Genomic DNA, 22,360 nt, shown 5'->3' on the forward strand with positions numbered 1-22,360 from the left:
CATATATAGACAGGAGACTAGAAGTCACGCGATTAGGCGGACTTCTTGTCGTCCTTGATTTCCTCATAGTCGGCGTCGACGACGTCGTCCTTACCGTCTTCGCCAGCATCGCCGGCTTCGGCCTGCTGCGCTTCGTAGATCGCCTGCCCGAGCTTCATGGACACTTCCATGAGGGTCTGGGTCTTCGCCTGAATGTCATCGGCGTCAGGCTCGGAAGCCTCAACCGATGTCTTCAGGCTGGCAATGGCGTCTTCGATGGCCTTACGGTCGGTCTCGGAAACCTTGTCGCCATATTCCTTCACCGACTTCTCGGTGGAGTGGATAAGGCTTTCGGCCTGGTTCTTGGCTTCTACACCGGCGCGACGCTTCTTGTCTGCTTCGGCATTGGCTTCGGCGTCCTTGACCATCTTCTCGATGTCGGCGTCGGACAGACCACCGGAGGCCTGGATGCGGATCTGCTGCTCTTTGCCGGTGCCCTTGTCCTTGGCGGAAACCTGCACGATGCCGTTGGCGTCGATGTCGAAGGTCACTTCGATCTGCGGAACGCCGCGCGGCGATGGCGGCAGGCCGACGAGGTCGAACTGGCCGAGCAGCTTGTTATCCTGCGCCATTTCACGCTCGCCCTGCGAAACGCGGATGGTCACGGCCGACTGGCTGTCTTCGGCGGTCGAGAAGGTCTGGCTCTTCTTCGTCGGGATCGTCGTGTTGCGATCGATCAGACGGGTGAAGACGCCACCCAGCGTTTCGATGCCGAGCGACAGCGGGGTCACATCAAGCAACAGAACGTCCTTGACATCGCCCTGCAGAACGCCCGCCTGAATGGCGGCGCCCATGGCAACCACTTCATCAGGGTTCACGCCCTTGTGCGGCTCCTTGCCGAACAGCTGCTTGACGACTTCCTGCACCTTCGGCATGCGGCTCATGCCGCCAACCAGAACGACTTCGTCGATCTCGGCTGCGGTAACGCCGGCATCCTTGAGCGCAGCCTTGCACGGTGCAACGGTGCGCTGCACCAGATCGTCAACCAGGCTTTCGAACTTGGCGCGGGTCAGCTTCAGCGTCAGATGCTTCGGACCGGTGGCGTCAGCCGTGATGAACGGCAGGTTGATTTCGGTCTGCTGCGAAGACGAAAGTTCGATCTTCGCCTTTTCGGCAGCTTCCTTGAGGCGCTGCAGAGCCAGCTTGTCGCCCTTCAGGTCAATGCCCTGATCCTTCTTGAACTCGCCGGCCAGATATTCGACCAGACGCATGTCGAAGTCTTCACCGCCGAGGAAAGTGTCGCCGTTCGTCGATTTCACTTCGAAGACGCCGTCGCCGATTTCCAGAACGGAAATATCGAAGGTGCCGCCGCCAAGGTCGTAAACGGCAATCGTCTTGCCGTCCTTCTTGTCGAGACCGTAGGCGAGTGCGGCAGCAGTCGGCTCGTTGATGATACGCAGAACATCAAGACCGGCGATGCGGCCCGCATCCTTGGTTGCCTGGCGCTGGGCGTCGTTGAAGTAGGCCGGAACGGTGATGACGGCCTTCTCGACCTTCTCGCCGAGATAGGATTCAGCCGTTTCCTTCATCTTCTGAAGGATCATCGCGGAAATTTGCGAAGGGGAATAATTCTTGTCCTGTGCCTTCACCCATGCGTCGCCATTGTCGCCATTGACGATTTCGAAGGGGACGAGGTGCTTGTCCTTTTCGACGGTCGGGTCTTCGTAACGACGACCGATGAGGCGCTTGACCGCAAACAGGGTGTTGGTCGGGTTGGTGACCGCCTGCCGCTTGGCCGGCTGGCCGACAAGGCGTTCGCCATCGTCGGAAAATGCCACCATGGACGGCGTGGTGCGTGCGCCTTCCGCGTTTTCAATGACTTTGATGTCCTTGCCGTCCATCACTGCGACGCAGGAATTGGTCGTGCCAAGGTCGATACCGATTACTTTTGCCATGCTCTTCTCTCCTTGAAGCGAGCTGCCGGAACCCCGTGAGGCATTCTTGTGGCAACTCCTTGACTTGGATTTGCAACATTCGCTGCAGTTCTGCGGCGTATATAAGGAGCGATTTTTCCTGCTGCAAGGCGCAAGAGAGGGGGAAGCGCAGCAAAAAGCGCAGGAAACCTCAGTATGTGCAGAAGCATAGGCGTCAACGCTTGCGGAAGCGGGAAAACGCGACTTTGACGTTACGCGTGGCCGGATATCCTGAAGATAGATCCGGTAATGGCTTGGAGCAACGCCGGCGGCTAAAGATGAGGTGAAATGGCGGACAGGGTGGGATTCGAACCCACGGTACGCTTTCACGCACACACGCGTTCCAGGCGTGCGCCTTAAACCACTCGGCCACCTGTCCTTTTTTCAAATCTGCATGTTTTGAAGAATGCAAATCACTGGAACGGCGCGATATATACCGATGAATTCGCAGGGATCAACACGAATCTGACAGTTTTTTGAAATGTCGGCAATTTCCTGCATTTAGATGCGGTTGCAAACGGGTTTTACCACCTTTATCGATGCGCTATATGTTTCAAAACATGTTCGTTGAAGAGGCGGACCATAACCGAGGTGTCCCGATGAAAGCTTTTTTGCGGTTTTTGAGCTTTCTTCTCCTTCTCGCGGCGGTTTTTCTGGGTGTGCTTGATTCGATCCGCTCGGTTTCCACATCCTCGGTCAATATTACCGGCATCCTGTCCGTCTGGAATTATTTTCTTCCTGCCTCGCGCACCATGGTGGAAGCCGCCGTGGGTCACTATATTCACCCTGAAGCGTGGCGCTTCATTGAAAATGCGCTGTCGGCGCTGCCCGCATTTGCTTTTTTCCTCGTCCTGTCGCTGCTTTGCTGGATGGCCGGTTACAGGAAGCACAAGGTGATGAGGCGCTTGCCGGTCTGATTTGTCAGCCTGAACGACGTTGGCGCCCGCAGATGTGAACCATGAGAAGCGGCGATATTGGCCGCACGGAGGTCCCGATGTTCCTGTTCGATACGCTTTCAAAAAAGACGACGATGCCGACCGAAGAGACTGCTTTGCCGGGTCGTGAAGAGGCGCTTGTCGTGCCGGAGAACCATTTCGTCAATGGTCGGCCGTTGAAGGGGCCTTATCCCGACGGTCTGGAAATCATCTATCTCGGTATGGGTTGTTTCTGGGGCGCGGAACGGTTGTTCTGGCAGACGCCGGGCGTGTGGGTAACGGCGGTGGGTTATGCCGGCGGCTTTACCGAGAATCCGACCTATCAGGAGACGACGACCGGCCAGACAGGCCATGCTGAAGTCGTCAAGGTCGTCTATGATCCGGCTGTGATCTCTTTGTCGGGCCTGCTCAGGATATTCTTCGAGGAGCATGATCCGACCCAGGGGATGCGGCAGGGCAACGATGTGGGTACGACCTATCGTTCGACCATTTATGCAACGACCGAAGGCCAGCTGCAGCAGGCGCAAAAGGCGCGCGACGCTTTTCAGCAGGCTCTGGAGGCGGCAGGCCATGGCCGGGCCATTACCACCGAAATCGGGCCGCTTGAAACATTTTATTATGCTGAGGACTATCATCAGCAATATCTTGCCAAGAACCCGGGTGGTTACTGCGGCCTGCGCGGAACCGGCGTAAGTTGCAATATCGACTAGATTTTTTGCAGATTGACCCGGTGGAAAGACCAAAAAAGCGCCAGATAAAAGTTTTTCCACCGGGTCAAAAAAACCGGATGAATTTTTCATTGAGCCATGCAAGGATATGAGGCAAGCACAGCCGGTATAACGGCTGGCGGTTCCGCAGACATTCCCGGTAAACGGGTTTGCGGGAGGACCCTTATAATATCAATTGCAACAACAGGGCTGCACAATGAAAAAATCCCTTCTGACGCTTTTTGCGCTTGCCGCAATGTCGGCTTCTGCGCTCGCTGCGGATGTCAAGCCGGCGCTGGTCTATGGCACGGGCGGCAAGTTCGACAAGTCGTTCAATGAAGCCGCTGCGGCCGGCGCTGAAAAGTTCAAGGCGGAAACGGGCATCGAGTACCGTGACTTTGAGCCGACCAGCGACACGCAGGGTGAACAGGCCATCCGCAACTTCGCCAGCAAGGGCTTCAACCCCGTCATCGCCGTGTCCTTCGCTTGGACCTCGGCCATGGAAAAGGTTGCAGCCGAATTCCCAGACACCAAATTCGTGATTGTCGATTCCGTTGTCGAGCTGCCGAATGTCCGCTCCGTCGTCTACAAGGAGCATGAAGGTTCCTACCTCGTCGGTCTTCTGGCGGGAATGGCTTCCAAGACCGGCAAGGTCGGCTTCATCGGCGGTATGGATATTCCGCTGATCCGTAAATTCGCCTGTGGTTATGCACAGGGCGCCAAGGCGGCCAACGACAAGATCGAAGTCTTCCAGAACATGACCGGCACCACGGGTGCTGCCTGGAACGATCCGGTGCGCGGCGGCGAACTCACCAAAAACCAGATCGACCAGGGTGCGGACGTGATCTACGCGGCAGCCGGTGCGACCGGTATCGGTGTGCTGCAGACCGCCGCCGACAACAAGAAGTTCTCGATCGGCGTCGATTCCAACCAGAACCACCTGCATCCGGGTTCCGTTCTGACATCCATGGTCAAGCGTGTCGATCTGGCCGTCTATAATGCCTATAAGGATACCAAGGACGATAAGTTCACCCCCGGTATCGTGGCGCTCGGCGTCAAGGAAGACGGCGTGGCCTATGCTTTGGACGACAACAACAAGGCGCTGATCACGCCTGAGATGATTGCCGCCGTGGACAAGGCGAAGGCCGACATTATCTCCGGCGCAGTCAAGGTCCACGACTATATGGCGGACAATTCCTGCCCGAAATGATATGATATGCAACTGGGGCGCATGATGAATTTTCATCTTGCGCCCTTTTCATATCCAGCCTTCGGAGAGGTTTCGGTTTGAATATGGACCCAGCAATTGAACTCGTGGGCATCGACAAGAAATTCGGTGCCGTTCACGCCAACAAGAATATCAATCTGACCGTTGCCAAGGGCACGATCCACGGCATCATCGGGGAAAATGGCGCCGGAAAATCGACCTTGATGTCGATCCTCTATGGTTTTTACCAGGCAGATGCCGGCGAAATCCGCGTGAACGGCGCACCCGTTACGATCCGTGACAGTCAGGCCGCGATCAGTGCCGGTATCGGCATGGTCCATCAGCATTTCATGCTGGTGGAAAATTTCACCGTGCTTGAAAATGTGATGCTGGGTGCTGAGGGCGGCGCATTGCTGGCCAAAGGCCGGGCCGGTGCACGCAAGGAGCTGAAGCGCCTGGAGGATGATTACGGGCTGGAAGTCGATCCGGATGCGGTGATCGAGGAATTGCCCGTTGGTCTGCAGCAGCGCGTCGAAATCCTCAAGGCCATGTATCGTGGCGCTGAAATCCTGATCCTCGACGAGCCGACCGGCGTTCTGACGCCGGCTGAGGCCGATCACCTTTTCAAGATCCTCGGTGTTCTGCGTGAGCAGGGTAAGACCATCATCCTCATCACCCACAAGCTGCGCGAAATCATGGCGATCACGGACTCCGTCTCCGTCATGCGCCGCGGTGAAATGGTGGCAACCCGCAAGACCTCCGAAACCAGCGTCGAGGAGCTGGCCGAACTGATGGTTGGCCGCCGGGTGCTGCTGCGGGTGGAAAAGGGCGAGACGACGCCGGGCGAGGTTCTCCTCTCCATCCGCAATCTCACAGTAAAGGACAGCCGCGGCGTCACCATGGTGGACGATGTTTCGCTGGATGTCCGCGCCGGTGAAATCGTCGGCATCGCCGGGGTCGCCGGCAATGGACAATCGGAACTGCTGGAAGCCATCGCCGGCATACGCAAGCCCTCTTCGGGCGAGATATGGGTGGATGGCCAGAAGGTGGATCGTCCCGATCCGGCGATCCTGCGCAAGCTCGGCCTCGCGCATATCCCGGAAGACCGCCATCATATGGGGCTGGTGCTGAAATTCGAGGAATATGAAAACTCCATCCTCGGTTATCACCATGACGAGCGTTACGGCAGGGGGCTGTTCCTGAACCCCGAGGCCATCCGCAAGGATGCGATCGAAAAGATCGAGAAATACGATATCCGCCCGCCGAACCCCCATTTGAAGACCGCAAATTTTTCAGGCGGTAATCAGCAGAAGATCGTCGTCGCCCGTGAAATCGAGCGCGATCCGAAGATGCTGATCATCGGCCAGCCGACGCGCGGTGTGGATATCGGCGCCATCGAATTCATCCATCGGCGCATCATCGAAATGCGTGATGCCGGCAAGGCGATTTTACTGGTTTCGGTCGAACTCGATGAAATCCGTTCCCTTTCGGACCGGATCATGGTCATGTTCGCCGGCCGGGTCGTTGGAGAAAAAACGGCGGAAGCCGAAGAACAGACGCTGGGCCTGATGATGGCCGGCATCGCCGCATGAGGCATGAATGAGCACCGCTTCCGCACCCCTACCAAACTGGATCAGCTACGGCCTGTTGCCGCTGCTGAATGTCATAACCGCCTTTCTGATTTCCGGGCTCGTCGTCTGGTCCATCGGCGAAAACCCGCTGGCAGCACTTCGTCTGCTGATCGAAGGCGCGCTCGGCCGCGGCGATGCCATCGGTTTCACGCTGTTTTACACGACGAGCTTCATTTTCACCGGCCTCTCTGTTGCGGTCGCCTTTCATGCCGGCCTGTTCAACATCGGCTCCGAAGGTCAGGCCTATATTGGCGGGCTGGGTGCGGCGCTGGTGGCGCTGGCGCTTGATCGGTATGTACCGTGGTATGTGACGATGCCCTTCGCCGTCATCGGCGCTGCGGTTTTCGGCGCGGCCTGGGCCTTTATTCCGGCCTGGCTGCAGGCCAAACGCGGCAGTCACGTCGTCATCACCACCATCATGTTCAACTTCATCGCTGCGGCCTTAATGGTTTACCTGTTGGTGAATGTGCTGATCGTGCCGGGCAAGATGGCGCCGGAAACGCGCACCTTCCTGCCCGGTGGCCAACTGCCGAAGCTGGACTGGCTGATGGCGTGGTTCGGCCTCAAGCTCGGGCCGGCGCCGTTCAACGTCTCCTTCCTTATCGCGCTGGTCATGTGTTTTCTCGTCTGGGTGCTGATCTGGCGCACCAAGCTCGGTTATGAGATGCGCACGCTCGGCGTCAGCCCTTCCGCCGCCATTTATGCCGGCATTCCCTATGCGCGCACCGTCATCATCGCCATGCTCATTTCCGGTGGTCTGGCGGGCATGATGGCCCTGAACCCGGTCATGGGCGCTTCAGCGCGCCTGCAGGTGGAATTCGTCGGCGGTGCGGGCTTCGTCGGCATCGCCGTATCGCTGATGGGGCGAAGCCATCCTCTCGGCATCATCTTCTCGGCATTACTGTTCGGCATCCTCTATCAGGGCGGTGCGGATCTTTCCTTCGAAATGCCGAACATTACCCGCGAGATGATCGTGGTCATCCAGGGTCTGGTGATCCTGTTCGCCGGTGCGCTGGAATATATGTACCGGCCGACGATCGTCCACATCTACCAGCGTTTGGCAAAGGGGTGAGCTGATATGGATTTTTTCGATATGCTGGTCAGCATTCTCGGCTCGACCGTCCGTCTCACCATCCCGCTTCTGTTCACCGCACTTGCCGGGCTGTTTTCCGAACGCGCCGGCGTGTTCGATATCGGTCTTGAAGGCAAGATGCTGGCGGCGGCCTTTGCGTCCGCCTGTGTTGCCTATCTTACCGCAAACCCGTGGGCCGGTCTTCTGGCGGGCATTGGCGTCTCCATCGCGTTTTCGCTGATCCACGGCTTTGCCGTGATCACCAATCGCGGCAACCAGATCGTGTCTGGCGTCGCGCTCAATTTCATTGCCGCCGGTCTGACGGTGGTGCTGGGCCAGGCGTGGTTCGGGCAGGGCGGCCGCACGCCGCAATTGCCGGGCGAGGGCCGTTTTACACCGATTATTCTGCCCGGCGCGGATGCGATGCGCGAAGTGCCGTTCATCGGCCCGCTTTATGCCAATGTCATTTCCGGCAATAATATCCTTACCTATCTTGCCTTCCTGGCGGTGCCGCTCTCCTGGTGGGTGCTTTACCGCACTCGCTTCGGCCTGCGGCTGCGCGCCGTCGGTGAAAATCCGGGTGCTGTCGATACGGCTGGCATTTCGGTGACGTGGATGCGTTACCGCGCCGTCATCGTCGCGGGTTTCCTCTGCGGTTTCTCAGGCGCCTATCTGGCTGTCGCGCAGTCGGCAGCCTTCATCGCTAACATGTCGGCAGGCAAGGGTTATATCGCGCTTGCCGCCTTGATTTTCGCGAAATGGAAGCCGGTGCCGGTCATGTTCGCCTGCCTGCTGTTCGGTTTCCTCGATGCCTTCGCCAATTTCATGCAGGGCAAATCCGTGCCGGGTATTGGGGAAGTACCGGTGCAGATTTTCCAGGCCATGCCCTATATCCTGACCTGCATCCTGCTTGCCGGTTTCATCGGCGTCGCCAAGCCTCCCAAGGCCGGTGGCGTTGCCTATGCGAAGGAGCGTTAAACTCATGTCCTCCGACCCGAAATCCCATGCCCTGTTCGAGGCTGCGGTGGAGGCCATGGCCTTCGCTTATGCGCCCTATTCGAAATTTCCGGTCGGCGCGGCGATCCGCGCCGAAGATGGAAAAATCTACAAGGGTGCCAATATCGAGAATATCTCCTTCCCACAGGGCTGGTGCGCGGAACCATCAGCCATCAGCGCCATGATCATGGGCGGGGCGAAAAAGATCAGCGAAGTCGCCGTCATCGCGGAAAAGCTGCCGCTCTGCTCGCCCTGTGGCGGCTGCCGCCAGAAGATCGCCGAATTCGCCACGCCGGAGACGAAGATCTATCTTTGCGACGAAACCGGCGTCCAGAAGGTCATGACCATGGAAGAGCTGTTGCCCTCCGTCTTCAAGACCGAGCTGCCCTGATGACGGATGGTTTGATCGATATTCTGGTGGAGCGCCTGAACGGCCTGATGCCACGCGTCGCCATCGTTCTCGGCTCCGGCCTGGGGTCACTTGTGGAAGAGGTGAGCGACCCCGTCCGCGTGCCCTATGCCGATCTTCCCGGGTTTCCCGCCGGTGGCGTTTCCGGCCATGCTGGAGAACTGGTCGCCGGTTATCTCGGTGGCGAGCCGGTCATGATGCTGTCCGGTCGGGTGCATTTCTACGAAAAGGGCGATGCGGCGGCGATGCGTCCGGTCATCGAGGCACTCGCCGGTCTCGGCGTGCAGTCGCTCATCCTCACCAATTCGGCAGGGTCGGTCAGGCAGGATATGCCGCCCGGCTCCGTCATGCAGATCACTGACCATATCAATTATTCCGGCATGAACCCGCTGATTGGCGAGGAAAGCGACCGCCGCTTCGTCGGCATGACCACGGCCTACGATCCGGACTTGATGCTGGCCATGCGCAATGCCGCGATCCGGGCGACGGTGCCTTTGTTCGGCGGCGTCTATATGTGGTTCTCCGGCCCGAGCTTCGAAACGCCCGCGGAAATTCGCATGGCGCGGCTTCTCGGGGCGGATGCCGTCGGCATGTCCACGGTCCCGGAAGTCATCCTTGCGCGCTTTTTCGGGATGCGCGTTGCCGCCGCATCGGTTATTACCAATTACGGTGCCGGCATGACTGGCGCGGAACTGAGCCATGAAGAAACCAAGGACATGGCTCCCGTGGGCGGCAAGCGACTTGCCGCTATTCTGAAGGAAATGATCGCAGGAGGAGCGTGACCATGGAACTCCAGCGTCCGCGCGAAGCGGCTGCCCTCACTCTGTCCTTGCTGGACTTGACCAATCTTAGGGAAGACTGCACGCCGCAGCAGATTGCCGCTTTGTGCCAGCGGGCGCATACGGACTATGGCAACACGGCCGCGATCTGCATCTGGCCGCGTTTCGTGGCGCAGGCACGCGCTGCTTTCGGAAAAGAACACGCGATCCGAATTGCCACTGTCGTCAACTTTCCCTCTGGCGATCTGGATGTCGCCACTGTCGTGGCGGAAACCGAGTCTGCGATCCGCGACGGTGCCGACGAAATCGATCTGGTTATTCCCTACCGCAAATTCATAGACGGCGATGAAAAGGCAGTTTCAGAGATGGTAGCGGCCGTGCGTCAAGCCTGTGCCGCGCCCGTATTGCTCAAAGTCATTCTGGAAACGGGTGAGTTGAAAGACAAAGCCCTGATCCGCCGCGCCTCCGAACTCGCCATTGCCGAAGGGGCCGATTTCATCAAGACCTCGACCGGCAAGGTTGCAATAAACGCCACGCTGGAAGCCGCCGACATCATGTTGCAGGCCATCCGTGACAGCCGCCAAAAAGTGGGCTTCAAGCCCGCCGGCGGCATCGGTACGGTGGAAGACGCCACGCTTTACCTGCGGCTGGCGGAAACCATCATGGCACCCAACTGGGCCATGCCATCAACCTTCCGTTTCGGCGCTTCGGGCGTTCTTGACGATGTGCTGAACGTGCTGGCTGGCGGCGAACCGGCCAAGGCCGCCAGCGGGTATTGAGCTTGATCCCGCAGGAGATCATCCGCCGCAAACGCGATGGCCTGTCACTGGCGCCGCAGGAGATTGCGGCTTTCATCGCAGCGCTGTCGAAAGATGGCATATCGGAAGGGCAGGCGGCCGCCTTTGCCATGGCGGTGTTTTTCCGCGGCATGAACCGCGACGAAATGGTAGCGCTGACGCTCGCCATGCGCGATAGCGGCGATGTCCTCTCATGGAGCGATATTGGCAGGCCGGTGGCGGACAAGCACTCGACCGGTGGTGTTGGTGATAACGTCTCCCTGATGCTCGCGCCGATCGTCGCCGCCTGCGGTCTCGCCGTGCCGATGATTTCCGGCAGGGGCCTCGGCCACACCGGCGGCACGCTCGACAAGCTGGAAGCCATCTCCGGCTACAATGTCATGCCTGACGAGGCTTTGTTCCGCCGGACGGTGAAGGCGGTCGGTTGCGCCATCATCGGCCAGACGGGTGATCTCGCACCCGCCGATAAGCGCCTTTATGCCATTCGCGATGTGACCGCGACCGTCGATTCCATCCCGCTGATCACTGCCTCCATCCTTTCGAAGAAACTTGCGGCGGGGCTTGAGACGCTGGTTCTCGACGTGAAGGTCGGCAACGGTGCTTTCATGCAGAGCGTGGAGGATGCCCGCAATCTGGCCCGTGCGCTGGTCGATGTGGCGAATGGTGCAGGTCTTCCGACGACGGCCCTGATAACCGACATGAACCAGCCGCTTGGCGATGCCGCCGGCAATGCGGTCGAAATCGTCAACTGCCTTGATTTTCTGGCCGGTCGCAAGACCGGAACCCGTCTTGAAAAGGTCGTCCTGTCCTTCGCCGCAGAAATGCTGGTACAGGCTCAAAAGGCTGCCACGCTGGAGGAAGGCGAGGCGCTGGCTGCGGTCGCTCTGTCCTCCGGTCGGGCTATGGAAATCTTTGCGCGGATGGTTTCAGCACTGGGCGGGCCTTCGGATTTCGTTGAGGATCCAACCCGTTATCTGCCGTCCGCGCCGGTCGTTCTCACGGTTCCGGCTGCGCGAAGCGGCTGGCTTGCATCCTGCAATACGCGTGATCTTGGCATGGTTGTCGTCGAGCTTGGTGGGGGAAGGAGAAAGCCGTCGGATATGATCGATCCGGCAGTCGGTATTTCGAACATCCTGCCACTTGGCGTTAAGGTGGAAAAGGGCGAGCCGATTGCCATTGTCCATGCGGCTTCAAAGGAAGAGGCGGAACGTGCCGTCAAAAGCATAGCTGCCTATTTTGAGATCGCTGACAGCGCACCGGAAACCAGCGCGCCGATCCTCGAGCGGATCACCTGACAAGCCGCAATTCGCCGCCCGATACCTTGAAGGACGACAATTGTTTCAGAAAGCTCATGCCGATCAGCATGTTGCTCAACGCATTGTCTTTCAGAACCATGGCATCGACATTCTGAACGCGGATCGGGCCGATTTCCACGCGGTCCAGCTTCACATGCGCCGCCATGGTCTGGCCGTTCGCCGTTGAGATCGCATATTTGAAATCGAGGCTGTTGACGCCAAAACCCAGACGCCTCGCGATCGTCTCGTTGATGGCGACCATGGAAGCGCCGGTATCGACAAGGCCGTCGAAAGACTTGCCGTTGATGCGGAAGGCAGCGTTGAAATGGCCGCGGGAATCTGCCTTCAAATTAACGCCGCCCAGCGAAATCGGCTCCGGCTTGGCGGGTTCGGGTGTGGCTTCCGATTTTTCCACGCTGGTTTCGGGGCGCGGCTGAAACTTTTCCACCAGCGCCGGAATTTGCGTGGCGCTGACCGAAAGACCGATAAGCAGAAAAATCGTGCGCGCCAGCAAGTCGTTGCTCCTCAAAGTCCAAGGTTATCCTCGGACAGAATAGGCGCAAAACATGCTGAAATCTTAAAAGAAAAAGCCATTCGCCGCGTATCGGACGGCGAATGGCTCAAACGGTTAAGCGAAGATGAACGGCGTTATTTGGTGCCGTACATGCGGTCGCCGGCGTCACCGAGGCCGGGGACGATATAACCCTTCTCGTTCAGATGTCTGTCGATTGCGGCGGTATAGATCGGCACATCGGGATGCGCCTCGCGGAAATTCTTGATGCCTTCCGGTGCTGCCAGCAGACACAGGAAGCGGATGTTCTTTGCGCCGCGTTCCTTCAGCTTTTCGACAGCGGCAATCGAGGAATTGCCGGTCGCCAGCATCGGGTCCACAACGATGACCAGACGAGCGTCGAGACTTTCGGGAGCCTTGAAGTAATATTCGACGGCCTCCAGCGTATCGTGGTCACGATACACACCGACATGGGCAACGCGCGCCGAGGGCACCAGTTCGAGCATGCCTTCCAGAAGGCCGTTGCCAGCGCGCAGGATAGAGGCGAAAACCAGCTTCTTGCCTTCCAGAACCGGAGCCTGAATGGTTTCGAGCGGCGTGTCGATGGTTTCCATCGTCATTTCAAGGTCGCGCGTCACTTCATAGCAGAGCAGCGTCGAAATTTCCCTGAGCAGGCGACGGAAGCCGGCCGTGGACGTTTCCTTCTTGCGCATGATGGTAAGTTTGTGCCGCACCAGCGGATGTTCGATGACTGTGACGCCGTCCATGAAACTGGCCTTCCTTTTTGATCTTGTGCCCCTGTCATTCACCGAAAGTGGGCTTTTCGCAAGCCTTCTTCGCGGTTTTACCCCGCCAACCGCCGCGTCAGGCGCGATCCAGTCTCGATAGCAGCTGCTCGCGCGTCGTCTCGTCCACGAAGGCGCTTTCCAGCGCGGTTCGGGTCATGCGGTTGATCTCGGCATCGCTGCAACCGAACGTGTCTGCGGCCAGCTCGTATTCCCGCACAAGCGAGGTGAAGAAGAACGGCGGGTCGTCGGAATTGATGCAGACGCGCACCCCGGCGTCACGCAACGCCTTCAGCGGATGGCTGGCGAAATCCGGATAAACACTGAGCGCGATATTCGACCCGGGGCAGACTTCCAGAACCGTGCCCGTTTCGACAAGCCGGGCCACCAGAGCGGCATCTTCGATGGCGCGCACGCCATGGCCGATGCGGGCCGGTTTAACGAGATCGAGTGCATCGGCAACGCTTTCCGGCCCGCAGACCTCGCCCGCATGGATGGTGAGCCCGAGGCCCGCATCACGGGCGATATCGAAGGCACGCGCATAATCGGCAACCCGACCCATACGCTCTTCGCCTGCCATGTTGAAGCCGGTCACCAGCGGATGTTGCGCACGCGCCGCATATTCGGCCGCTGCGATAACCCGTTCAGGACCGAAGTGCCGCTCGCCTGTGACGATGATGCGCGTTTCAATGCCGGTCTTTTCCTTTGCGATCCGGATGCCTTCGGCAATACCGGCGAGATAGGCGTCTGCACCAAGTCCGATACGGTCGCCATGGTCGGGCGAGATGATCAGCTCGCTATAGATCGTGTTGGCTTGCGCCAGTTCGGTCAGATAGGTCTCGGTCAGGACCGCATAGTCCTCATCCGTCTTGAACACCTGCGCCACCGCATCGTAGCACTGGATGAACTCGGCGAAATCCGACCAGACATATTGGCCGTCACGCAGGAAGCGGCTGGTGTCTATGCCGTATTTCTCCGCCTGTTTCGCGACGAGGGCAGGCGGTGCCGCACCTTCAAGATGGCAGTGGATTTCCGCTTTCAGCAAATGCGATGTCAAATGAAGCTCCTGCCGTGTGAACCGGCCTCGATGCCAAGATGGTGGGCGATGCTTTCGCCGATATCGGCGTAGCTTGAACGGATGCCGACATCGCGGGAACGGATGCCCGGCCCAAAAACCATGATCGGCACCCGTTCGCGTGTATGGTCCGTGCCCCGCCAGGTGGGGTCGCAACCATGGTCGGCGGTGAGAATGGCGATGTCTCCCGGTTTCATCTTGCGATGAATTTCCGGGATGCGCGCATCAAAAGCCTCAAGGGCAGCCGCATAACCGGCAACGTCACGACGGTGGCCATAAAGCATGTCGAAATCGACGAAATTGGTAAAGACGAGATCGCCATTTTCGGCCTCGTCGATGGCCTGCAATGTCGCATCCATCAGGGCGGCGTTGCCATTGGCCTTGATGATGCGCGAGACGCCCTGATGCGCATAGATATCGCCGATCTTGCCGATCGCGTGCACCTTGCGCTCCGCCTCTACCAACCGGTCGAGCAGCGTCGGTTCGGGCGGTGGCACGGAGAAGTCGCGGCGGTTGCCGGTGCGTTCGAAGGAGGCGACTGTCTCGCCGATGAACGGGCGGGCGATGACGCGGCCGATATTCAGCGGATCGAGCAGTTTCCGCACGGTCTCACAGAGCGCGATGAGGCGTTGTAACCCGAAATGGGTTTCATGCGCGGCGATCTGAAACACGGAATCGGAAGAGGTGTAGCAGATTGGTTTGCCGCTCCTGATATGTTCTTCGCCGAATTGCGCGATGATGTCAGTGCCGGAAGCATGGCAATTGCCGAGAATACCGGGAATATCGGCTTGCTTGCAGATGGCCTCAACCAGTTCCGGGGAAAAGGCGTCGCCCTCCGTGGGGAAATAACCCCAGTCGAAGGTCACAGGCGTACCGGCAATCTCCCAATGACCTGATGGTGTGTCCTTGCCCTTCGAGACTTCGCTGGCTGAGCCATGCAGGCCGAAAATACGTTCCGGGGGCTCCATGCCGGCGGGAATGTCGCCACTTGCCTGACGCGCGATCTCCAGAAGGCCAAGCGAGCACATGTTAGGCAGCTTCAGCGGCCCGGATCGAAGCCCCGCCCTGTCGGCAGCACCTGCGGCACAGAACTCGGCGATGTGACCGAGTGTGTTCGCGCCGAGATCGCCATAGTGCTCTGCGTCAGGCGCACCGCCGACACCGAAGGAATCCAGAACGAGAAGAAATGCTCTTGCCATAACTCACCGAAACAAAATGCGCCGACGGGCAATGTCAGGCCGAACTATCGTTATAGATCAGCAAAACGTGAAGAAGGAAGCGCTTTTATGAACCATCCGGTAAAACCAGTGGTTCAATCAGCATCCCGTTTCGATTTCGGTGCGTTGAGGTTGCGCAGCACGTACCAGCCGGCCGCAACCACCATGGCGGCGAGAATATACCAGGTGACGGCATAGGAGAGGTGGCTGTTCGGGAAGGTGAGCATGGTTTTGCCACCAACCGGCAGGCCGCCGGGATTGGGCGTGGCATCCGCATCGACGTAAAACGGCGCCACGTCAGAGACGCCGGATGCCTGCGTGATCTGGGGAATATTGCGGGAATACCACCGGCCATTTGCAGGATCGTTGGTTCGAAGGAAAAGCCCGCCGGTTTCCGGCGCGCGCATCAGCCCGACGATCTCGACGTTTCCGGCCGCTTCACCTTCCGGCCGCAAGGACGGATCGCGCCTGTCGGAGGGTACGACGCCGCGATTGACGATGATGCTTGAGCCATCGGCCCGCCGTAGCGGGGTCATGACCCAGTAACCGGGGCCAAGATCCGTGACCGTGTAGACCTGAACCTCCTTGTCGTTGAGAAACGTGCCGGACAGTTTCACACGGCGATATTCATAATCGGCGGGATCGGTGAGGGCCGGCCATTCACTGGGGGCAGGCGCATCGACAGGCTCGGCATGGGCGCGGGCCTCGACACGCTCAATCAGGTCGAGCTTCCAGAAAAGGCGCTGGACCTGCCATGTTCCAAGTGCCAGCAGGCAGCCCGTCAGGACAACGGTCAAAAACAGAACGACGATTGCCGCAGGGCGGATACGCCGGTTTTGGGGTGCGATTTCGCTCATCTCATGGTCCTTGCGAAGCGCCTCTGGCAGCAGGATCGTCGGCTCCGGCGGGCGCTTGGCACCCGCATGCGCTTCCTCCAGCAAATAACCCCATAAATCGCGCCAGGATTCATGGGGTTATGTGTTGGCGCGGAACGGCCTGTCGGAGGTCCGGCAGGCCGCTGATTATGGCTGCTCAGGGCAGGTTTTTCACATCCTCGATGTGCAGCGGCATCATGTTCTTGTTCATGTTGTACATGACCCAGAGCGAACCCGAGAGCGTGATCAGCAGCACCACAACGGTGAAGATCAGCGCCATGAAGGTCCATCCGCCTTCTGACTTGGTGTCCATGTGCAGGAAGTAGATCATGTGCACGAAGATCTGGATGACGCCGAGACCCATGATCGCGATGACCAGAAGCGTCTTGTTTTCCAGAGCGTCGCCCATGACCAGCCAGAACGGGATCGCCGTCAGGATGACCGACAGGACGAAGCCGATCATGTAGCTTTTGAACGTGCCGTGGCTTGCGCCATCATGATGATGGTCGTCGTCGCCATGCGCGTCGTGATGTGCGTGTGCTTCGGAACTCATCAAAGAACTCCCATGAGGTAAACGAAGGAGAAGACGCCGATCCAGATGACGTCAAGGAAGTGCCAGAACATCGACAGGCACATCAGACGGCGCTTGTTCGCCGGGATGAGGCCGTGTTTGCCGACCTGAACCATCAGCGTGACGAGCCAGATGACGCCGAAGGTGACGTGCAGACCGTGCGTGCCGACCAGCGCGAAGAACGCGGACAGGAAGGCCGAACGCTGCGGGCCGGCGCCTTCCGCGATCAGGTGATGGAACTCGTAAATTTCGACCGCGAGGAAGGCGAGGCCGAAGAGGCCGGTAACGCCGAGCCATATCAGCGTCGTCTTCACCTTCTTCTTTTCCATTTCCAACATGGCAAAGCCATAGGTGATGGAGGAAAAAAGCAGGAAGCCGGTGTTGATGGCAACGAGCTTCAGGTCGAACAGGTCGGCACCCGAAGGGCCGGCCGCATAGTTGCGGCCGACAACGGCATAGGTGGCAAACAGCGTCGCGAAGATGAGGCAGTCGCTCATCAGGTAGAGCCAGAAGCCCAGCGACGTGCCGTTCTCCGGGTGGTGGTCTTCCTTCAGGTAGAAGACCGGTGGTTCAGCGCCATCGACGCTTTGTGCAGGTGCATGAGCCATATTCGTTACGCCTGTTCCGCAAGCAGCTTGCTACGTTCAGTCTCGACGATCGAAACGTCGGAGGCGGGAATGTAGTATTCGCGGTTGTAGTTGAAGGTGTGGGCAATCGAGACTGCGATGATGGCGAGCATCGAAAGAGCCGCAAGCCACCAGATATGCCACACCAGAGCGAAGCCAAGGACGACGCTGATGGCGCTGATGATGACGCCCGTGCCGGTATTCTTCGGCATATGGATAGGGATGTAACCTTCCAGAGGACGGCTGTAACCGCGCTTCTTCATGTCCGCCCAGGCATCCACGTCATGAATGACCGGCGTGAAGGCGAAGTTGTAGGCGGGCGGCGGCGATGATGTCGACCATTCCAGCGTGCGGCCATTATAGGGATCGCCGGTCACGTCGCGCAGCTGATCGCGCTTCAGGTAGCTGACGATGAGCTGGATGACAAAGGAGGCGATGCCGAGCGCGATCAGGAAGGCGCCGAAGGCGGCAATCAGGAACCAGATCTGCAGCGAATTGTCCTCGAACTGGCTGATACGGCGGGTGATGCCCATCAGGCCGAGAATATAGAGCGGCATGAAGGCGAAGTAGAAGCCGATGAACCAGAACCAGAAGGACAGCTTGCCCCAGAACGGATCGAGACGGTAACCGAAGGCCTTCGGGAACCAGTAGACGATACCCGCGAGCACACCGAACACCACGCCACCGATGATGGTGTTGTGGAAGTGGGCGATGAGGAACAGCGAGTTGTGCAGCACGAAATCCGCAGGCGGAACAGCAAGAAGAACGCCGGTCATGCCGCCGATGACGAAGGTGATCATGAAACCGATCGTCCACAGCATCGGAACGTCAAAATTGATACGGCCCTTATACATGGTGAAGAGCCAGTTGAAGATTTTTGCGCCCGTCGGGATCGAGATAATCATCGTGGTGATGCCGAAGAAGGCGTTGACGCTCGCACCCGAACCCATGGTGAAGAAGTGGTGCAGCCACACGATATAGGCGAGGATGGTGATGACACCAGTTGCATAAACCATCGAGGCATAACCGAAGAGACGCTTGCGGGAGAACGTCGCAACGATTTCCGAGAAGACGCCGAATGCCGGCAGCACCAGAATGTAAACTTCGGGATGGCCCCAGATCCAGATGAGGTTGACGTACATCATCGGGTTGCCGCCGAGATCGTTGGTGAAGAAATTGGTGCCAACGTAACGGTCGAGGGTGAGAAGCGCGAGCGTGCCGGTCAGGATCGGGAAGGACGCCACGATCAGGATGTTCGAACACAGCGATGTCCAGACGAAGATCGGTAGGCGCATCATGGTCATGCCAGGCGCGCGCATCTTGATGATCGTCACGATCAGGTTGATGCCTGAGAGTGTCGTTCCCACACCGGCGATCTGCAGACCCCAGATGTAATAATCCACCCCGACGCCCGGACTGCCATCGATGCCGGAAAGCGGCGGATAGGCGAGCCAGCCGGTCTGCGCATATTCACCCACGAACAGCGAGATCATGGTGATGACGGCGCCAGCCGTGGTCATCCAGAAGGAGAAGTTGTTGAGGAAGGGGAACGAAACGTCGCGGGCGCCGATTTGCAGCGGCACAACGAAGTTCATCAGACCCGTGATCATCGGCATGGCCATGAAGAAAATCATGATGACGCCGTGGGCCGTGAAGATCTGGTCGTAATGGTGCGGCGGAAGATACCCTTCCGATCCGCCCGACGCGATCGCCTGCTGGACACGCATCATGACGGCGTCGGCGAAACCGCGCAGCAACATGATGAGCGCCAGAATGATGTACATGATACCGATCTTCTTATGATCGATGCTCGTGAACCATTCGTTCCAGAGATAACCCCACAGCCGGAAATAGGTGAGGGCGCCGACGACGGCGATGCCGCCCAGAGCCACAGCCGCGAAGGTGGCGACAAGAATGGGCTCGTGAAGCGGGATGGACTCCCATGTCAGCTTCCCGAACAGGAACGACGTTTGATCGGAATTGACGATCATTTTCAGCCTCTTGCGATTCTAAGACGTAAGGTCGGCGCAGCCAGGCCGCGCCGAAGAATGCCGGGACGTATCGTCAGCCAGCGACTTGTTTCGTTTCAGGCAGCGCCGCAGGTTCGAAAATCTGACCCTTGATGGCAGCCGGAGTGGATTGCGGGCCGCTGGCCATGCCATAAGGCGCAAGCGGCGTGCAGATGACGGAGTTCAGCGCCTTGGCGATGTCGATGCCTTCCTTGCCGCCGCCGCCGTTGGCGTCGATATGCATCATGTCGCGCATGCAAAGCTTGTTGGGCTCGACACAGCGGTTGAGGATGGCGCTGTAAAGCTGCGGATCGACCGAGGCGAAATATTGCACCGGCTCACGTTCCGAAGGCTTGGCGAATTCCAGATACTCCTGACGGCCGAAGCCCTTGCCGCCTTCCTTCGCCTTGGCAACCCACTGGTCGAAGCCCTGTTGGCTGAGGCCATGGAACTTGAAGCGCATGTGCGAGAAGCCGGGGCCGGAGAAGTTGGCCGAGAAGCCGTCATAGACGCCTTCCTTGTTGATGACGGCGTGCAGCTTGGTCTGCATGCCGCCCATGGCGTAGATCTGGCCGGCGAGTGCGGGAACGAAGAAGGAGTTCATCGCGGTCGTGCCGGTGATCTTGAAATTGATGGGCACATCGACCGGGGCTGCGAATTCATTGACGCTGCCGATGCCGAGTTCGGGATAGAAGAACAGCCACTTCCAGTCCATGGCCACCACTTCCACCGTGATCGGCTTGATATCGGCGGAAACCTGACGGTTCTCGTCGATGCGCTCCAGCGGACGATAGGGGTCGAGACGGTGGGTGGCAATCCAGGTCACGGTGCCGAGCATCAGGATGATGGCGACCGGGGCCGACCAGATCACCATTTCAAGGCGCGTGGAGTGGTGCCACTCGGGATCGTAATCCTCGGCTTTCGCCGATTCACGGTACTTCCATGCGAAGAACAGCGTCAGGACGATCACCGGGACGATGATCAGCAGCATCAGCACCGTGGACGTGATGATGAGGTCGCGCTGCTGGATGGCGACGTCACCTGAAGGGTTCATCACCACGAGGTTACAGCCGCTGAGCAGCAGCAGTACCGGGATTGCCAGAAGGGCAGACGGGAATTTTTTGATCATGCGCACGTTCTCTGAACTCGTACAGTTTGGATTATGCTGCGATTAATTGCCGAACATCATTTTTTGAATGAGGTATATTGTCGCGGTGCAGCGAAATTTTCGCGATGCACCATGTGCGGGGCAGAGCTGCGTTCGTAGGCGGAGCGGGTGCATTATCGCATAGCGCGCTTGCGGGGCAAGCCTTTCTTATCAAACTTCAATTGACGTTACGGAGGGTGCGTGTGACAATCCGTCGCATCGTAACGCAACGGAAGAGGAGCCGGAGCGTTACAGGGAATGGTTCGTCCATGACGCAGGAGGAATATTATGAGTTATACCAATGCTGCCCCATCTTTTGGGCAGGCGCCGGAAGCGAACAGAAATGGAACCGATCCGGTCAAGGTCGATCCGGATCGCATCACCATTGCGGTCATTCTTGCGAGAATGACGGAGTTTTTCGACTTTTTCATCTATGCCATCGCCTCCGCGCTCGTTTTTCCGCATGTCTTCTTTTCCTTCGTCGATCCGCTGACCGCGACGCTTTATTCCTTTGCGGTGTTTTCTCTGGCCTTTATCGCAAGACCGATCGGCTCGTTGATCTTCCTCCAGATCGACCGCAAGTTCGGCCGCGTCGTCAAGCTGATGGCGGCTCTGTTCACGCTCTGTGGCTCCACGATGGCGATCAGCTTCCTGCCGTCCTATGCGGAAGCCGGCATGCTCGCTCCCGTCCTTCTGGCGGTTTTCCGCATCGGTCAGGGTCTCGGCCTTGGTGGTGCCTGGGATGGTCTCGTTTCGCTGCTCGCCATGAACGCCCCGCAGAAGCAGCGCGGCTGGTATGCGATGATGCCGCAGATTGGCGCAGCCATGGGCTTCGGTCTCGCCAGCGCCTTCTTCATCGTTTTCGTTACACAGCTTTCCAATGCGGAATTCCTCGCTTGGGGCTGGCGTTTCCCCTTCTTCGTGGCGCTGGCGCTCAATGTTCTCGCGCTTTTTGCCCGCCTGCGCATGATCGTCACGCCGGAATTCCAGGCCATGCTGGAACAGCATGAGCTGGAACCGCGCCCGATGTTCAAGATGCTGCGCTCGCAGTTTCCGGTGGTGGTCACGGGTGCCTTCGTGCCGCTTGCAAGCTTTGCGCTCTTCCACCTCGTCACGGTATTCCCGCTGAGCTGGGTCTCCCTCAACACCAATCAGCGCGTTTCGGACTTCCTGTTTGTGCAATTCGTCAGCGCCATCATTGCTGGCGGCATGATTGTCGTGTCGGGCATTCTGGCCGACAGGATCGGCCGGCGGAAGCTTCTGGCCATTGCGGCCGTCCTTATCGGTCTTTTCAGCCTCGTGGCGCCCGTTCTTCTCGGCTCGGGCGATATCGGCCGCTATTTCTTTGTTCTGATCGGCTTCGCGTTGCTTGGCCTCTCCTTCGGTCAGGCGGGCGGCGCACTCGCATCCCGCTTCAGCCGCGAATACCGTTATACCGGCGCGTCGCTTACCTCGGATATTTCCTGGCTAATCGGCGCGGGTTTCGCGCCGCTCGTCGCGCTTGGATTTTCGTCCAAATTCGGACTGATCGCGGTCGGAATTTACCTGATGTCGGGCGCGCTCTGTACGTTGGTTGCCCTATGGTTCAGCCGAACGCTGGAGATGCCTTCGGAGTGAACCGGGCAATTTAACAATCCCTGCAGCCATCGCGCCGCGGAATCCTGTCGGATTTCGCGGCGTTTTTGTTTTTTTATTGCGCGCGGCCGATTTTAATCTTGACTCGACCCATCATGAAATATTATGTAAGCAATGCTGACGTAATTC

The 22,360-nt window shown here is 58.6% G+C and carries 21 protein-coding genes and 1 tRNA gene; 11 read left to right on the forward strand and 11 right to left on the reverse strand.

Features of this window, described 5'->3' with window-relative positions:
- Window positions 1-32: 32 nt before the first annotated feature.
- Window positions 33-1,934: a molecular chaperone DnaK gene (dnaK, locus tag FCH38_RS13155; protein ID WP_149898216.1), complete on the reverse strand. Its 1,902-nt coding sequence runs from the start codon at window positions 1,932-1,934 to the stop codon at window positions 33-35.
- Window positions 1,935-2,241: 307 nt separating this feature from the next.
- A tRNA-Ser gene (locus FCH38_RS13160) sits at window positions 2,242-2,331 on the reverse strand.
- 220 nt (window positions 2,332-2,551) lie between these two features.
- On the opposite strand from FCH38_RS13160, the gene FCH38_RS13165 reads away from it, so the two are divergent.
- The 10 genes from FCH38_RS13165 to deoA all read left to right on the forward strand — a co-directional run bounded on the left by FCH38_RS13165 (window position 2,552) and on the right by deoA (window position 11,780).
- The gene (locus FCH38_RS13165; protein ID WP_153515317.1) at window positions 2,552-2,869 is read left to right on the forward strand and encodes a hypothetical protein; all 318 of its coding nucleotides are present in this window, start codon (window positions 2,552-2,554) and stop codon (window positions 2,867-2,869) included.
- Between the two features lie 77 nt (window positions 2,870-2,946).
- Window positions 2,947-3,597, forward strand: coding sequence for a peptide-methionine (S)-S-oxide reductase MsrA (msrA, locus tag FCH38_RS13170; protein WP_149898218.1), 651 nt, complete (start codon window positions 2,947-2,949; stop codon window positions 3,595-3,597).
- 214 nt (window positions 3,598-3,811) lie between these two features.
- Window positions 3,812-4,804 (forward strand): BMP family lipoprotein, encoded by a 993-nt coding sequence (locus tag FCH38_RS13175; protein WP_149898219.1) that lies wholly within the window; start codon window positions 3,812-3,814, stop codon window positions 4,802-4,804.
- Between the two features lie 83 nt (window positions 4,805-4,887).
- Window positions 4,888-6,393 carry an ABC transporter ATP-binding protein gene (locus FCH38_RS13180; protein WP_174374050.1) on the forward strand — a complete coding sequence of 502 codons (1,506 nt, stop codon included), beginning with the start codon at window positions 4,888-4,890 and terminating at the stop codon, window positions 6,391-6,393.
- 7 nt (window positions 6,394-6,400) lie between these two features.
- The gene (locus FCH38_RS13185; protein ID WP_149898221.1) at window positions 6,401-7,504 is read left to right on the forward strand and encodes an ABC transporter permease; all 1,104 of its coding nucleotides are present in this window, start codon (window positions 6,401-6,403) and stop codon (window positions 7,502-7,504) included.
- Between the two features lie 6 nt (window positions 7,505-7,510).
- A complete protein-coding gene (locus FCH38_RS13190; RefSeq protein WP_149898222.1) occupies window positions 7,511-8,482 on the forward strand; it encodes an ABC transporter permease in 972 nt (323 codons plus the stop codon).
- Between the two features lie 4 nt (window positions 8,483-8,486).
- On the forward strand, window positions 8,487-8,891 hold the full coding sequence (locus FCH38_RS13195) for a cytidine deaminase (protein WP_174374051.1): 405 nt from the start codon (window positions 8,487-8,489) through the stop codon (window positions 8,889-8,891).
- Complete coding sequence (locus tag FCH38_RS13200; protein ID WP_149898224.1) at window positions 8,891-9,691, forward strand: purine-nucleoside phosphorylase; 801 nt, start codon at window positions 8,891-8,893, stop codon at window positions 9,689-9,691. Before FCH38_RS13195 ends, FCH38_RS13200 begins: the two co-directional genes overlap by 1 nt.
- Before the next feature lie 2 nt (window positions 9,692-9,693).
- Window positions 9,694-10,467, forward strand: a complete 774-nt coding sequence (gene deoC / locus FCH38_RS13205) for a deoxyribose-phosphate aldolase (RefSeq protein WP_174374052.1) — start codon at window positions 9,694-9,696, stop codon at window positions 10,465-10,467.
- On the forward strand, window positions 10,464-11,780 hold the full coding sequence (deoA, locus tag FCH38_RS13210; RefSeq protein ID WP_153515312.1) for a thymidine phosphorylase: 1,317 nt from the start codon (window positions 10,464-10,466) through the stop codon (window positions 11,778-11,780). The genes deoC and deoA overlap by 4 nt, the downstream gene beginning before the upstream one ends.
- Here deoA and FCH38_RS13215 read toward each other — a convergent pair.
- The 9 genes from FCH38_RS13215 to cyoA all read right to left on the reverse strand — a co-directional run bounded on the left by FCH38_RS13215 (window position 11,773) and on the right by cyoA (window position 20,578).
- Entirely contained in the window at window positions 11,773-12,294 is a 522-nt protein-coding gene (locus tag FCH38_RS13215; protein ID WP_174374053.1) for a TIGR02281 family clan AA aspartic protease, read from the reverse strand. The genes deoA and FCH38_RS13215 overlap by 8 nt on opposite strands.
- Before the next feature lie 134 nt (window positions 12,295-12,428).
- Complete coding sequence (upp, locus tag FCH38_RS13220; RefSeq protein ID WP_004439188.1) at window positions 12,429-13,058, reverse strand: uracil phosphoribosyltransferase; 630 nt, start codon at window positions 13,056-13,058, stop codon at window positions 12,429-12,431.
- Between the two features lie 97 nt (window positions 13,059-13,155).
- A complete protein-coding gene (locus FCH38_RS13225; protein WP_174374054.1) occupies window positions 13,156-14,133 on the reverse strand; it encodes an adenosine deaminase in 978 nt (325 codons plus the stop codon).
- Entirely contained in the window at window positions 14,130-15,350 is a 1,221-nt protein-coding gene (locus tag FCH38_RS13230) for a phosphopentomutase (RefSeq protein WP_153515310.1), read from the reverse strand. Before FCH38_RS13230 ends, FCH38_RS13225 begins: the two co-directional genes overlap by 4 nt.
- A 113-nt stretch (window positions 15,351-15,463) precedes the next feature.
- On the reverse strand, window positions 15,464-16,225 hold the full coding sequence (locus tag FCH38_RS13235) for an SURF1 family protein (protein WP_174374191.1): 762 nt from the start codon (window positions 16,223-16,225) through the stop codon (window positions 15,464-15,466).
- Between the two features lie 175 nt (window positions 16,226-16,400).
- Window positions 16,401-16,796 carry a cytochrome o ubiquinol oxidase subunit IV gene (gene cyoD / locus FCH38_RS13240; RefSeq protein ID WP_153515309.1) on the reverse strand — a complete coding sequence of 132 codons (396 nt, stop codon included), beginning with the start codon at window positions 16,794-16,796 and terminating at the stop codon, window positions 16,401-16,403.
- Window positions 16,796-17,422 carry a cytochrome o ubiquinol oxidase subunit III gene (gene cyoC / locus FCH38_RS13245; RefSeq protein ID WP_149898232.1) on the reverse strand — a complete coding sequence of 209 codons (627 nt, stop codon included), beginning with the start codon at window positions 17,420-17,422 and terminating at the stop codon, window positions 16,796-16,798. Before cyoC ends, cyoD begins: the two co-directional genes overlap by 1 nt.
- Window positions 17,423-17,427: 5 nt before the next feature.
- On the reverse strand, window positions 17,428-19,431 hold the full coding sequence (gene cyoB, locus FCH38_RS13250; protein WP_153515308.1) for a cytochrome o ubiquinol oxidase subunit I: 2,004 nt from the start codon (window positions 19,429-19,431) through the stop codon (window positions 17,428-17,430).
- A gap of 73 nt (window positions 19,432-19,504) precedes the next feature.
- Window positions 19,505-20,578 carry a ubiquinol oxidase subunit II gene (gene cyoA, locus FCH38_RS13255; protein WP_174374055.1) on the reverse strand — a complete coding sequence of 358 codons (1,074 nt, stop codon included), beginning with the start codon at window positions 20,576-20,578 and terminating at the stop codon, window positions 19,505-19,507.
- A gap of 306 nt (window positions 20,579-20,884) precedes the next feature.
- On the opposite strand from cyoA, the gene FCH38_RS13260 reads away from it, so the two are divergent.
- The gene (locus FCH38_RS13260; RefSeq protein WP_153515306.1) at window positions 20,885-22,213 is read left to right on the forward strand and encodes an MFS transporter; all 1,329 of its coding nucleotides are present in this window, start codon (window positions 20,885-20,887) and stop codon (window positions 22,211-22,213) included.
- The last annotated feature ends 147 nt before the right edge of the window (window positions 22,214-22,360 follow it).

This window comes from Agrobacterium tumefaciens (genome assembly GCF_013337285.1).
In the GTDB taxonomy this organism is placed as follows: Bacteria; Pseudomonadota; Alphaproteobacteria; order Rhizobiales; family Rhizobiaceae; genus Agrobacterium; species Agrobacterium burrii.

Bases quoted from the DNA above. Each gene is read 5' to 3' on its own strand.
- dnaK (WP_149898216.1), bottom strand. From the start codon at position 1,934: ATGGCAAAAGTAATCGGTATCGACCTTGGCACGACCAATTCCTGCGTC.
- FCH38_RS13165 (WP_153515317.1), top strand. From the start codon at position 2,552: ATGAAAGCTTTTTTGCGGTTTTTGAGCTTTCTTCTCCTTCTCGCGGCG.
- msrA (WP_149898218.1), top strand. From the start codon at position 2,947: ATGTTCCTGTTCGATACGCTTTCAAAAAAGACGACGATGCCGACCGAA.
- FCH38_RS13175 (WP_149898219.1), top strand. From the start codon at position 3,812: ATGAAAAAATCCCTTCTGACGCTTTTTGCGCTTGCCGCAATGTCGGCT.
- FCH38_RS13180 (WP_174374050.1), top strand. From the start codon at position 4,888: ATGGACCCAGCAATTGAACTCGTGGGCATCGACAAGAAATTCGGTGCC.
- FCH38_RS13185 (WP_149898221.1), top strand. From the start codon at position 6,401: ATGAGCACCGCTTCCGCACCCCTACCAAACTGGATCAGCTACGGCCTG.
- FCH38_RS13190 (WP_149898222.1), top strand. From the start codon at position 7,511: ATGGATTTTTTCGATATGCTGGTCAGCATTCTCGGCTCGACCGTCCGT.
- FCH38_RS13195 (WP_174374051.1), top strand. From the start codon at position 8,487: ATGTCCTCCGACCCGAAATCCCATGCCCTGTTCGAGGCTGCGGTGGAG.
- FCH38_RS13200 (WP_149898224.1), top strand. From the start codon at position 8,891: ATGACGGATGGTTTGATCGATATTCTGGTGGAGCGCCTGAACGGCCTG.
- deoC (WP_174374052.1), top strand. From the start codon at position 9,694: ATGGAACTCCAGCGTCCGCGCGAAGCGGCTGCCCTCACTCTGTCCTTG.
- upp (WP_004439188.1), bottom strand. From the start codon at position 13,058: ATGGACGGCGTCACAGTCATCGAACATCCGCTGGTGCGGCACAAACTT.
- FCH38_RS13230 (WP_153515310.1), bottom strand. From the start codon at position 15,350: ATGGCAAGAGCATTTCTTCTCGTTCTGGATTCCTTCGGTGTCGGCGGT.
- FCH38_RS13235 (WP_174374191.1), bottom strand. From the start codon at position 16,225: ATGAGCGAAATCGCACCCCAAAACCGGCGTATCCGCCCTGCGGCAATC.
- cyoD (WP_153515309.1), bottom strand. From the start codon at position 16,796: ATGAGTTCCGAAGCACACGCACATCACGACGCGCATGGCGACGACGAC.
- cyoC (WP_149898232.1), bottom strand. From the start codon at position 17,422: ATGGCTCATGCACCTGCACAAAGCGTCGATGGCGCTGAACCACCGGTC.
- cyoB (WP_153515308.1), bottom strand. From the start codon at position 19,431: ATGATCGTCAATTCCGATCAAACGTCGTTCCTGTTCGGGAAGCTGACA.
- cyoA (WP_174374055.1), bottom strand. From the start codon at position 20,578: ATGATCAAAAAATTCCCGTCTGCCCTTCTGGCAATCCCGGTACTGCTG.
- FCH38_RS13260 (WP_153515306.1), top strand. From the start codon at position 20,885: ATGAGTTATACCAATGCTGCCCCATCTTTTGGGCAGGCGCCGGAAGCG.